The following is a 12,273-nucleotide window of genomic DNA, read 5'->3' as shown; positions in this document are numbered from 1 at the left end:
GAGCGTTCATTCCTCGGACGCAGGCATGAGCTCCACTTCTTCCGCGCAGCGTTGCACGGAGCATCCGGCGCCGCCTGCGTTCTCAACCTGCACGGTCCGGAGGGCACGGGCAAGTCGATGCTCTTGCGCCGGTTCGCGCTGGAGGCCCGTGCCGCAGGCCGCACCGTCGTACGGGTCGACGGGCGGACCACGCCGGCGACCGCCGATGCGTTCACGCGTGCCGTACGTCCCGTCACGCGGGAGCCTGGAGCCGTTCTGCTCGTCGATTCCTTCGAGCACTGCCGGTCCTTGGAGGACTGGTTGCGTGAGGAGTGCCTACCCCGCCTCCCCTGGGGCACCGTGGTCGTCGTGGCGAGCCGCCACGAGCCTGACCCTCACTGGCCGGCCGACCCGGGCTGGACGGGGCTGCTGCGTGTACTGCCCCTCGGCGGTCTGAGCAAGCCCGACACAGCGGCGTTCCTCCGGCAGCGAGGCGTGCTCCCTCACCTGCACGACGCCCTGCTGGAGTTCACCGGAGGGCACCCCCTGGCTCTCGCCCTGGCTGCGGAGGCGGCGGTGCGCACGGAGACCGATGGCGGTGCCGATCACGCGGATCCTCCGCTGGGCCAGGACGCCGTCGCCACTCTGCTGCGCCGCCTCGTCGGTACCCCGCCCGACGAGGCTCACCAGGCAGCCCTGGACGTGTGCGCCCAGGTCCGTGTCACTTCGGTGGCGTTGCTGCGGGCGGTCCTCGGTGACCAGGGCGAGGATCTCTTCCTCTGGCTGCGCGACCAGCCGTTCGTCCAGACCACCCGGCTCGGTGTGGCCCCCCACGCCGTCGTACGCGAGGCGCTGAGAGCCGATCTACGCTGGCGTGATCCGGCCGGATTCGCAGAACTGCACCGGAGGATCCGGGGCCACCTGCTCGAACGGACGAGGCTCGGGCCCGCTTCCCGCGTCCTCGAGACCGTGGGGGACCTGCGGTTCCTCCACCGCTCCGGGCGCTTTCTGGCAGATGCGCACGGCCGGGCGTCGGGCGGCCGGGCCGAAGAGCTGCCCCGCGCGGTCGGGCACGAGGCGACGCTGATCCGCCGGATACGCCGCCAGGAGGGACCGGAGTCGGCGCGCATGGCCGCGCACTGGCTGCGCGAGCAGCCCGAGTCCTTCCTTCTGCAACGCCTCGGACCTGGTGAGGAGGACGTCGGAGGTTCGGCGTGGTTGAGGCTCATGCCCTTCGAAGGGGAGGCGGAGGACCCGGTCGTCGCCGCCGCCTGGGCGCACACCAGGAAGCACGGTCCGGTGCGGGCCGGCGAGCACATCGCGCTGGCGCGGTTCCACGTCGGCGAGTATGGCGATCACCGTCCCTCCCCCGTGATGGACGCGTCCCTCGGGCGCATGGTGGGGGACATCATCCGCGACGACAGACTGGCCTGGGCGTTCGCCGTCCTGCGCGACGACGGCTTCTGGGACTCTCATCTGCGCCACCACGCCATGGAACCGACGGCCGGCACGGTGACCGTCGACGGCCACCGTCACCGTCTCTTCGCCTGCGACCGGCGTGCCCTGCCCGCGGTGTTGGGGGGTGCGGCGAACGCTCCCTTGCTCACCGGCGCCGCTCCTGGTCCAGCCCGCTCCGGGAAGGAATCGTGCACGGCGGCGGAGATCCTGGTGCTGGGCGAGGAGGAGTTCGCCGTCGCCGTGAAGGCCGCTCTGCGAGCCTTGCACCGGCCACGTGAGCTGGCGCTCAACCCGCTCCAGCGCAGTCGTCTCGTCCTGGCGCACGGCATGGGTCTCAAGGACGTGGTCACCAGCGCGATCGGCAGCCTGCCGCTCGAGCGCGGTGGTGACAAGGGCTACCGGGCGGCGACCGCCGCCTACGTCGAAGGGGCCTCGACGCAGGCGGCCGCCGCTCGGCGCCTGGGGCTTCCCCTCAGCACCTACCGCCGCCACCTGGCGTGGGCGACACACCGGATCACGCGGATCATGTGGGAGCACGAACTGTCCGGAACCCCGCTGCTGTCACCCGCGGACCGGCCGCGGCGTTGACTCAGGTGACCGGGAGAGCGAGGACGGTCCCGGCCTCGTCGTCGTGGGACCCGGTGCCGTCGTCGTGGGACCCGGTGCCGTCCTCGTGGCCAACGGGATCGGCGAGGACGCAGGAGCTCCGGTCGTCCGGCGGGGGCGGGCCGTACACGGACGGAAGGGGGAGGGCGGCATGCACACAGTAACCGCCTCCGGGCCGGTGACCGGTGTGCAGTGTGCCGCCCATGGCCGCGACCCGTTCCCGGATCCCGACCAGCCCGTGCCCCGCCCCCCGGTCGAAGACGTGGGCCGGTGAAGGCGCGGCCTGCTCGCCGGGGCCCGCGTCGCAGATCCTCACGGAGAGCCTGCGGCGGTCGTGCTCCCACGTCAGCGTGACGGCGGTGCGGGTGCGGCCCGCGTGCTTGAGGGTGTTGGTGAGGGCTTCCTGCACGATCCGGTAGACAGCCAGTTGCGAGCCGGCCGACAGGTCGACCGGTTCCCCGCTGATGGTGCAGTGGACCTGGAGACCGGCGGCACGTACCGACTCCAGCAGCGCCGGGATGGCGTCGATGGTGGGCTGCGGTGGCTGCTTGCTGGGGTCGGTGTCGTCCTCGTCGTCGGTGCGGAGCACGTCCAGCAGTTGCCGTAGCTCGGCGACGGTGGCCCGGCCGGTCTCCTCGATGGTGCGGTGCAGTTCGTGGGCCTTCTCGGGGTCGCGGGCCTGGACCCGGTCGGCGGCGATGGTCTGCACGACCATGAGGCTGACGTTGTGGGCGACGATGTCGTGCAGTTCCCGGGCGATGCGCGCGCGTTCCTCCATGACGGCGGCACGGGCTTTGGCGAGCTGTTCACCCTCCAGTGCCTTGGCGCGCTCCAGCGCCTGATCCTGCATAGCGGTCCGGGTTCGTACCAGCCGGCCGAGGGACCAGGCCGCGGCCGTCAGCACCGCCTCGGTCGTGCCCGCGGCAAGCCAGTGATCCGCGGGCGCCAGCACGGCTTCCGTCACGGACAGCGCCGGAACGTGGAGGAGCGCCACAAGAGCGGCGGTGCGGTGTTCGGTCCGCACGGCGGTCAGGAACAGAGCCGTCGCGGCGCACAGGTAGGTGGGGCTGATCGCGGTCCCCTGCGGCCCCACCAGGTGGGGCACGTAACGCAGCGCCTGAAGGATGCTGCAGGCGACCGCGACAACCACGAGGCTCGCCAGCGGGAACCGGTGATGAACGGTAATGGGCGCACCACAGACCAGGATGAGCGCGACCCACCAGCCGCCCGGCGCGTTGTGCAGGGCCTCGCTCGCAGGGACCAGGGAGGGCAGGGCCAGGCACCAGCCTGTCAGGAGAACGCCCAGGGCCAGGTCGGTCAGGGCGGGGGGCAGACGGCGGCGCGGCCACGAGTTCAGTGCGCTCATGACGGTCCACGGTAGACCGCGCCGGCCGGCAGCGGCCCGCCGGGACAGCGGAAGACGGCGTACCCCTCGTCCGTGGGTCAGCGCGAGCACGGACAGTCCGGATGTCTGTGCAAAAGCGTCCGGGTGCACGTACTCGTTCTCCAGGACGAGCAGGAGAGCGACCTCGTCCGGTCGGCCGATCCGCGAGTTCGCCTCGAAGGCGGAGCTCGCGGACGACCGGGACGGTTGGACTGGAGGGGTTGACCGATCCCTTCGCAGAGGAGTTCCGGTGAGTCCGGGACCAGTCCCTACCCGAGCCGACCCAGTGAGCGGCAGCAACGCCACGGACCCCGCCGGCTCCTGTGGTGGCGGTCTGCTCGGCGAGCACGTGGCCGCCGCACGTGCCCGGGCCTTCGTCGGCAGGGCGGCCGAGCGGGACGCGTTCCGAGCGGCGCTGGCGGGAGAAGCCGAAGCCCGTCCCGTCCTCTTCGTGCACGGGCCCGGCGGTATCGGTAAGTCCGCCCTGCTGCACCGCCTGTCCTTGGACGCGACCGCCGCCGGCAGGACGGTGGTGTGGGTGGACGGTGCGAGGACACCGGCGGACGCCTGCGGTCGCCTGGATGTGTTCCGTGATGTCCTTGACGATCCCGCAACAGTCCTGTTGGTCGATTCCCTGGAGCGGTGCACCGGGCTGGAGGCGTGGCTGCGCGAGAGCTTCCTGCCCGACGTACCGAGTGATGCGGTCGTGGTCATGGCGTCAAGAACCCCGCCGCAGCTCGGCTGGAGAACCGATCCCGGCTGGGCCGCCTGCGCCCGGTCGATGAAGTTGCCCGCGCTCAGTGCGGAGGAGACCAATAGGGTCCTGGGCGACCAGGACGTGCCGCCGCCCCTGAACGTGTGCGTGCGGGAGTTCGCGGGCGGCAATCCCCTGGCTCTGTCCCTGGTCGCGGCCGCCGCCCGCACAGGTGGGGAAGCAGGGTGGTCCATGGACGGGGGCGTCTCCCGACGGCTGACCGCGGTCCTGTTCCACCGTCTCGTCGGCGGCCTTCCCACCGAGCAGCACCGACGGACTCTGCAGGTGACCGCCCGGGCGGGGACCGTCACGGAGGAGTTGCTGCGCGCCGAACTCGGCGCCGGCGCGGCGGCCCGGTCGTTCGCGTGGCTGCGTGCGCAGCCCTGGGTGACGGCCGTCGGATGCGGCCTGCTGCTGGACGAGGCGGTACGCAACACGGTCGCGCACGACGCCAGATGGAACGACCCCGACGGGTTCGCCGCTCTGCACGAGCGCCTGCACGACCATCTGGTGGAGCAGATACGCACCGTGCCTTTCGGCCGCGCCCTGGACGCTGCGGCAGCCCTGCACCGCCTGTACCGGGACATCACGGTGCTGCCACCCGCTCATGAGTGGACCGCGCGGGACAGTCACGAGGATGAGGCGTGCAGACCTGTGGACGAGGCCGCCGTGCTCGGCCTGATCGCGGACTGCGAGGGGCCGGACTCCGCGGAGAACGCACGGTTCTGGCTGCGTCACCAGCCGGAGGCGTTCAGGGTCCGGCGGCCAGTCCCGTACGGCCCACCGCGAGCCTGTTCGGCCTGGCTGAGGCTGACGGCGTACGAAGGGGAGACAGCGGATCCCGTGGTCGCCGCCGTCTGGGACCACGTCCGGCGGCACGGGCCACTGCGGGCGAACGAGCGGGTCTCGGTGGCCCGCTTCCACGCCGGCCCGCAAGAGCGACGGGACGCCTCATCGGCCGTGGCGCTGTCGCTGCGGTGCCTCGTCGCGGAGACCGTGCGGACCGGCGGACCGGCCTGGGTGTTCTTCGTGCTCCGGGACGACGGCGACGGCGTCTGGGACGGGGCGCTGCGCCGGCACGGGCTGCTTCCCACGGAGCACCGCTGGGACGTCGGTGGTCTTCCCCAGCGTCTCTTCGCCCGTGACGTGCGGGTCTTCCCCACTTCCGACTGGCTGCGCGGGCTGCTGCGCTCCGTGGCGGGTGAGGGCGACGGCCGCGACCCCTGTCATCGGGTGAACGGTGCCGGCCTCGTCCGCACGGACGAGGCACGGACGCCGGCGGGTGCACTGTCCGAGCGGGAGTTCGCCGACGCCGTGCACGCGGGACTGCGTGCGTTGCGGCGGCCGTCGGAGCTCGCGCTGAATCCGTTGCGGCGTAGCCGGGTGGCTGCCGTAGGCGGTGCAGACCTGGCGTCCGTGCTCCAACAGGCCGTCTACGAGCTGGCCGAGGAGCAAGGCGGGCACGGACCGCACCAGGCCGCGGTGACCGCGTTCGTCGAAGGGACGGCCACGCACCGGGCAGCGGCCGAACGACTGGGTGTGTCACTGAGCACCTACCGCCGTCATCTCAGGACTGCGGTCGAGCGCGTCTCGGCTCGTCTGTGGCATGAGGAGGTGTACGCGTCCGGTGTGCCGGACGGGTACACCTCCTCCGTGGGCGACCGGGAACAGAGCCGCGTGGACCGCTGACGCACGAGGGCGGCAGCCGGAAGGGCGGCACCCTCGTGCGGGTCTATGCTTCGCGGACTAGGTGCAATTCCTCCTGGTGGCCGAGATCGCAGCGGATTCCGCGCGAAAGGATCGGCTCATGGATCGCATGCATGTTCTCGTCGCCCTGATCGCTGTTGTGGCCCTTGCCCTCACTGCATGGACCAAGCCTCTCAAGGTGTTGTCCTTCTGGCCCCTCGTCATCGTCTGCATGATCTCCTACCCCGTGGGCGCACGGCTGTTCTCAGCGTTCGAGAAGGGGCGGTCCGGCGGTGCGTGGGTCGAATGGACCTTCCTGCTCAGCGTCGCCCTTCTGATCACCGTGCTCGTCGCGTCGGCCCTCCGGTTCCTCACGTCCTCCCGAGGCCCACACACCGACCGTCACGCCTACCACCAAGACCCCGACGCGTGAGTGTCCCTCTCCCGTAGTCCGGTGAACCTTGATCTGTGACGGCCCGGGGTTCCCCTGAGTTCGGAACGCTGCTGCGGCCCCGGACCGAGAGGTCGTGTCGGTGAGCGGGGCGCGGGGCGCGTGTTCCGAACACTCCGTGTCGTTCGGCAGCGTCGCCGACACGGCTGTTCAGCACCATGCTTCGACGGTCAGCTTCGTCATGGACGACAGCCTCCCGCTCCGGCCGGGCCCGCACGGGAATGACTCCCCTCCAAGGGGCCGAGATCCTGTCACGCCGGGATCCTGTCACGGGGGACGACGCCGCAGCCGACGGTGACGAGCCTCGGTCGGTGGCCCCGCAACGGCTGTCGGCGGTTGCCGCACTCCTGCACCGTGCCCTGCCCCCGCCTTCTCTGACTCCATAAGCCGAGGACCACTATGCCCGCCCCCGCTGCGATGACCACCGCACCCCATCGCCCCCGCCTGCCGCACACCGGGACCCGCACCATCACCCGTCCCGCTACGCTCGATGACTTCGACGCGGTGAACGCGCTGCACAACCGCTGCTCGCTCGAGACGCGCTTCGCGCGCTACCAGGCCGCCCGGCGTTCCCTGCGCCGAGGCGAGTTCCACCACCTGACCCGCCCCGACCTGGGCCTCACCTGGGTCACCCACCCGGAGGACGATCCACAGCGACTCATCGCGACCACCAACCTGGTCCGCACGACCGAGCCCGCACCGCCGAACTCGGCATCATGATCGAGGACCCGTGGCAGAGCCGTGGCCTGGGCACCACGCTGGCGCAGCACGCCCGGGAGCAGGCCCGCACCTTCGGCTGCTGCTCCATGAGTGTCATGACCGGCTTGGACAACGTGCGCATGCTGAGAATCCTAAGGACGCTCGGTGCCTCCCGGCCCGCCGTTCACCGCTCGACCGCCGACCTCACAGTCTCCGTCGAGCAGCCGTAGCCGCTGCTGCCGGGCACCGGTGTCCTCCAGGACCGCACCGATCAGCTCGGGATCGATGATGTCGGTCAACTCGCCCAGATGGCCGGGCGCATACACGTCGAGGGCTGTCGCACCGGACCTGACGCTGACAGGATTCTGCGGCAACGGGACCTCCGGGACACTCGCAAAGGCTTCGACACCATGCGAACTACCAGAGGTCCCGCCTTCTCGACAGGGCGCACGAACCCTTAACGCACTGGCGTTGCACACAGCGGGACGCCAGCTTGGCGCACCGTGGCCGGTGACCGGTATGCGTCTGGTGAACGTCCGCCCAAGCACCGGGTACGGCGGTTGCGGCGGCGTCGCGGAGGGGCGGTCGTTCAGCCGAGGGTGTAGCCGTACTTCTCGGCAACCTCACCCATGGCGACCACATCGGCCGGGTCGAGGGGAGGGCCGACCTGGCCCCGGACACCGGGGCGGCCGATCTCCTGGAACATGCCGTCCATGCCGCCAGGCACATAGAGGAAGTACATGCGGGCGGGGTGGCCCGGGCTGGTGTTCTTGAAAGAGTGACGAACGCCCTTGGGGACGTACACAACCCCTCCGGGTTCGACGTCGAACTGCTCGTCACCGGCGGTCACACGAAGTGTTCCGTCAAGAAGAACGAACGTCTCGGACTCGCCATGGTGGGTGTGCGGCGGGGGGCCGGCATCGGCCGGAACGATGGCCTCTGCCAGGGACAGTTCACCGCCGGTGTCAGCGGCGCTGAGCAAGGTGGTGTAGGTGTCCCCCACGAGGAACACCGGGTAGCCGCCGTCCGGCGGTATGTGCAGTGGGGGCAAAGACATGGTTCGTACTTTCTTGCGGGTGCGGGGAGCGCTGTGTTGCGCCTTGCTTGCGGGAAGAGGCGTGGCCTGTGCCCGAACCACGGGCACGTCGGCCGCCACCTCGCGCCCATCCGGTGCCGGGAACGGTCGAAGAGCAGTCGGCGAAGATGCTCGCCGGACGGGTGGCGAGAACAGCGCCGCTCGTGGAGGGCGTGTCGTTCTCGGGGGTGTCGCGGGGGTGTCGCCGGGGCAGTGACGGCGGCCCGCCGGATCGGCCCGTTGCGTCGACGACTGCGGAGCGTGTGGTCTCCCAGGAGTCGCCGGAAGGATCGCCTGCCCGCCGTTGGGGCCGGGTAGTTCGCGCCTCGGTGGGTCCGTCCGCCAACAGCATGAAGGGGCGGCAGAAGCGGGCGGCCGCGGTCAGCTCCTCGGGAGCCCTGCTGCCGCTCGTCTGCTCGCCGATGCCGAAGAAGACGAAGGCGACGGCGCGTTCGCCCTCAAGCGGGTTCCTTCCCAGACGGTGGGTGCAGGCACGGTGGGTCCCATCCTCCTCGTGTATCGAGCCTCTCGTCGGGGCTGCGGGACATATCCGAGCACACGATGCCGCGATACGGCGGCTGGACGAGTGACAGCAACATGGCACCTTGTGTCCCTCTTGTGAGGAATGATTCGCAGGGTCGGCGGCCGTCTCGCCGACCGTCGAATGACGCACTCCAAGAAGCGCCGATCGCCTCGACCGTCAGCGGGATTCACTTCCGCGAAAGGCATGAGGGGAGGTTCATGGTCAGAAGAAGCCTTGAATTATGTAGGGAAGATGCCGTACAAGCGGCCTTCGCGTTGCTTCAGTAATTGATGTGGCGCGACTCGTCGATCACCGGCAGGAGCAATGCGCCGTCTCGTCCGTCCGCGAACCCCGTGTCTCGACGGCACGGATCGTCGCAGTGAGATCACGGAACGACCCGTGCGGGTTTCGTGACCTGCTCTGCCGGTGGTCTTCGTGGTCGTACCTGCCGAGTAGCAGCGCACGGGGAGCGGACAAAGGCCCGGTGGTGACTGTTCCGGGGCCTGGCCCGTCCGCGCTGGGCGGCCTTGCTTTCGGGGTCCAGGACGGCAGGCGAAGAAGACTGGGCGGAGTCGGCCCGCGCAGGGCAGCGGCGGCGCAGTCCACCGCGGGTCCGCGATCGCGACTGCCGGCTTCGCGGCCAACTCTCCCTCTGATCGCCCTGGTGCAGGCAAGCGGAGGGCGCTCAGAGAGTCGGCGTCACCGACGGGCGGACCAGCCCACTCTCGTAGGCGAAAATGGTCGCCTGCACACGATCCCGTAGGCCCAGCTTGTTGAGCACTGAGCTCACGTGCACCTTCACCGTTCCCACGGCTACTTCCAGACGCGCGCCGATCTCCGCGTTGCTCAGGCCCGTGGCGACGAGGACGAGGATCTCGCGTTCGCGGTTGGTGAGGCTGTCCAGCGCCCTCGTGATCTCCGGAGGGAAGGAGGCCCCCCGAGCGAAGGCTGCTATCAGACGTCCCGTGACCGCGGGCGCGAGGACGCCGTCACCGGAGGCGACCACCCGTATCGCGGCCAGGAGGTCCTCCGGCTCGGAATCCTTGAGTAGAAAGCCGGAGGCCCCGGCGCGCAGAGCCTCGTAGACATAGGCGTCGAGGTCGAACGTGGTGAGCACGAGAACCCGGGCGCCGCTGCCGTGATTGGTGATCAGCCGGGTCGCCGTCAGTCCGTCCATACCCGGCATGCGGATGTCCATGAGCACCAGGTCGGGCGCGAGCTGTGCCGACATCGCCACAGCCGCGTCACCGTCCGCTGCCTCGCCGACCACGGTCATGTCGGCCTCGGCCGTCAGGATCGCCACGAAACCCGCGCGGACGATCGCCTGATCGTCCACGACCAGCACACGGATACCGATGGTCCTGCTCCTCTCTTCGCCCGCACCGGGGCCACTGTCTGTGCCGCATCCTCCCATGGAGGCGGTGCGCGGGAACCACCAGGTCGGCGTGCGCATCCAGAGGCCGCCACGCAGTCGCCGACCTGTCGGCACGGGCCACTTCTACATGCGAGGGGTGTTCGCCACGACGGCTCTTCGAGGCGCTTTCGGCGCTCTGCCGGCGTCCAGGCTTCCGAGCAACTGGCGCATGGCGCTCAGTGTCGCCCGCGTAGCGGCGGCCACCTGCTCCAGGCTGCCCTCCTCAGCCGAGGAGATCATCCGGTCCGTCTGCCGGAGCACCGTCTCCCGCAGACCGACGGCGACTCGCTGCCGTTCGCCGTGGACCATGGCCCTCGTGCTCGACAGCACAGTGGTGAGGGCCGTGTCCTCCCGGCTCAGTTCCCGCCGGCGACGCCTGTGCATCAGCCATCCCGCCCCCCAGGCGGCCGTGCATCCCAGGCCGCACAGGACCAGCGTCCAGCAGGCGAGGAACAGCACGAGAAAAGGCCCGGCCGGGTCTCCGAGCAGCGTCCCGTCGGCGGCGAAGGCGGCCGTCAAGGAGATCGCCGACGGGAGAACCGCGGCGGGCACGGACAGAAACGACAGCCGTGAGCCCGCCGGAGATGTCAGTGGATGCGCCGTCGGCGGCGGGACGTTTCGGCCGGAGGGCACGGGCGCGGTTCTCAGGACCCGGCCGTACGCCGCGACCGCGTAGACCGCGGCCGGTGCGACGATGCCGCCGCCGAGGAAGCAGATCGCGGAGGACGGCGGCAGCGCGCCACCGCGGAGCAGAACCGGCCACAGGAGGGCGGCGGCCCCGGTCACCGCCAGGACCGCCCAGGGCGCGTGGCGGCGCCACAGCAACGGCAGTGCGTGGAGGGTCAGCACCGACACGAGCAGCAGGCATGTGCCGGCCTCGTAGCCGGCGTCCTCCGCCTTCGTCAGGGCGACGCCCGACGCCACCGCGGCGGCCGAGCCGAAGACCGCCCTGTCCGCGATCCGCTGTTCGCGAGGAAAGTCGCGCCGACGTCCTGGGCTCGGCCGAGGGCCGGACGCGGCGTCGGGGAGCACGGCGTGTACGCGCCAGCCTCCGTCGGGGCGGGGTCCCGCGGACAGCCTCCCGCCGAGGACGGCGGCACGCCGGTGCATTCCTTCCACCCCCCGGCCGGAGCCGATCCCCGCCGTGCCGGTGTGCGCGCCGCCGGGCGGCCTGCCGTTGTCGACGGTCAGATGCAGGGTGTCCCCGTCCCGTTGCACCCGCACGCTGACCGCGGCGCCCGGCGCGTAGCGAAGGGCGTTGGTCAGGGCTTCCCGGATGATGCCGTGGGCCGCTTCCGCCGCGGGTCCGGTGAGATCAGCGGGCAGGGAGACGGAGACGGGGCGGCCCAGCCTGCTGAATCCGGCGATCAGCGTCTCGATCGGAGCGGTCATCGCCTGGGGAGCCGGTGGGTCGTCCACCTGCATGACCGCTACGAGACGCCGCAGTGCGGACTGGGTCTCCCGTGCGGTGCGGCGCGCGAACGCGAGTGCCTCCGCGGCCAGGTCGGGCCTGCTGTCACCGAGCCTGCGGGCGGCCTCGACGGATACCACGACGGAGGTGAGGTGGTGCGCGCTGATGTCGTGCAACTCACCGGCCAGCCGTTCCCGTTCCGCCTCGGCGGCCTGCGCCTGCTGCTGCTCGGCACCGGCCAGCCGCTCCGCCGTGGCCTGCCGTTCCCGCAGCCAGTGCCGGCGGCCGGTGCCGAGAGCGGACACCAGCAGAAAGGGGCCGACGCCAGTGAGCCAGTCGGAGAGGAGAAGACCGCCGACGCCGTGCCGTGCGGCCGCCTGCAGGAGCTGGACGACGGCGACAGCCGCGGTCGCGCCCAGGCCGACGGGCCAGCTGCACAGAACGGTGGCGGTGAACAGCGCCACCATGACCGCCAGCCCTGGTACCAGGCCCAGCAGGTCGGGTGGCGCCAGGATCTGTCCCACCACGGACACCGCGACGATGACGCCCAGGGCGGCGATGGGTGCCCGGTGACGCCGATCGAGCGCCACCACAGCGAGCGTCGTGGCACAGAAGGCGGTGATCCACTCAATGGTGTCCGGCGGCTCCTTCGAAGACGCAACGACGCTGAACCACAGCAGCAGTTGCGCTCCCATGAACAGTACCGGCAGTGGCCTGACCCGACGTCCTTTCCCCATTGGCGCAAGTGTATGGCCGGGTGTCGCCCTTCCCGTCACCGCGGGGTTCAAGGGGTCACGCGGTGCCGGCCCTGCGGTCGCGCCACCGCTCTATGT

General features: G+C 70.8%; 10 protein-coding genes. 5 read left to right on the top strand and 5 right to left on the bottom strand.

All coding sequences use genetic code 11. The features are described 5' to 3' along the window. Nucleotides 1–51 precede the first annotated feature (51 nt). A complete protein-coding gene (locus OHA99_RS05670) occupies nt 52–2,025 on the top strand; it encodes an ATP-binding protein (protein ID WP_405694491.1) in 1,974 nt (657 codons plus the stop codon). A gap of 1 nt (nt 2,026) precedes the next feature. On the opposite strand, the gene OHA99_RS05665 is transcribed toward OHA99_RS05670, so the two are convergent. Next, nucleotides 2,027–3,409, bottom strand: coding sequence for a sensor histidine kinase (locus OHA99_RS05665; protein WP_359577791.1), 1,383 nt, complete (start codon nt 3,407–3,409; stop codon nt 2,027–2,029). Nucleotides 3,410–3,713: 304 nt separating this feature from the next. Between OHA99_RS05665 and OHA99_RS05660 the strand changes: the two genes are divergently transcribed. From OHA99_RS05660 to OHA99_RS05645, 4 genes are all read left to right on the top strand, one after another. Continuing rightward, nucleotides 3,714–5,870 carry an AAA family ATPase gene (locus OHA99_RS05660; RefSeq protein WP_405694488.1) on the top strand — a complete coding sequence of 719 codons (2,157 nt, stop codon included), beginning with the start codon at nt 3,714–3,716 and terminating at the stop codon, nt 5,868–5,870. Nucleotides 5,871–5,946: 76 nt separating this feature from the next. Next, nucleotides 5,947–6,300, top strand: a complete 354-nt coding sequence (locus OHA99_RS05655) for a hypothetical protein (protein ID WP_143660383.1) — start codon at nt 5,947–5,949, stop codon at nt 6,298–6,300. 417 nt (nt 6,301–6,717) lie between these two features. Beyond that, entirely contained in the window at nt 6,718–7,038 is a 321-nt protein-coding gene (locus OHA99_RS05650; RefSeq protein ID WP_359752695.1) for a hypothetical protein, read from the top strand. Then, entirely contained in the window at nt 7,035–7,247 is a 213-nt protein-coding gene (locus OHA99_RS05645) for a GNAT family N-acetyltransferase (protein WP_359752693.1), read from the top strand. Before OHA99_RS05650 ends, OHA99_RS05645 begins: the two co-directional genes overlap by 4 nt. Here OHA99_RS05645 and OHA99_RS05640 read toward each other — a convergent pair. From OHA99_RS05640 to OHA99_RS05625, 4 genes are all read right to left on the bottom strand, one after another. After that, nucleotides 7,170–7,343 (bottom strand): transposase domain-containing protein, encoded by a 174-nt coding sequence (locus OHA99_RS05640; protein WP_359752706.1) that lies wholly within the window; start codon nt 7,341–7,343, stop codon nt 7,170–7,172. The genes OHA99_RS05645 and OHA99_RS05640 overlap by 78 nt on opposite strands. Before the next feature lie 263 nt (nt 7,344–7,606). Continuing rightward, nucleotides 7,607–8,173: a cupin domain-containing protein gene (locus tag OHA99_RS05635; RefSeq protein WP_385468096.1), complete on the bottom strand. Its 567-nt coding sequence runs from the start codon at nt 8,171–8,173 to the stop codon at nt 7,607–7,609. A 1,127-nt stretch (nt 8,174–9,300) separates the two neighbouring features. After that, nucleotides 9,301–9,972, bottom strand: coding sequence for a response regulator transcription factor (locus OHA99_RS05630; RefSeq protein ID WP_359752704.1), 672 nt, complete (start codon nt 9,970–9,972; stop codon nt 9,301–9,303). 141 nt (nt 9,973–10,113) lie between these two features. Then, complete coding sequence (locus OHA99_RS05625) at nt 10,114–12,177, bottom strand: sensor histidine kinase (RefSeq protein ID WP_405694485.1); 2,064 nt, start codon at nt 12,175–12,177, stop codon at nt 10,114–10,116. Nucleotides 12,178–12,273: the final 96 nt, after the last annotated feature.

It is taken from the genome of Streptomyces coelicoflavus, assembly GCF_045041415.1.
Taxonomy (GTDB): domain Bacteria; phylum Actinomycetota; class Actinomycetes; order Streptomycetales; family Streptomycetaceae; genus Streptomyces; species Streptomyces coelicoflavus.
This window is presented reverse-complemented; position numbering and strand designations above follow the sequence as displayed.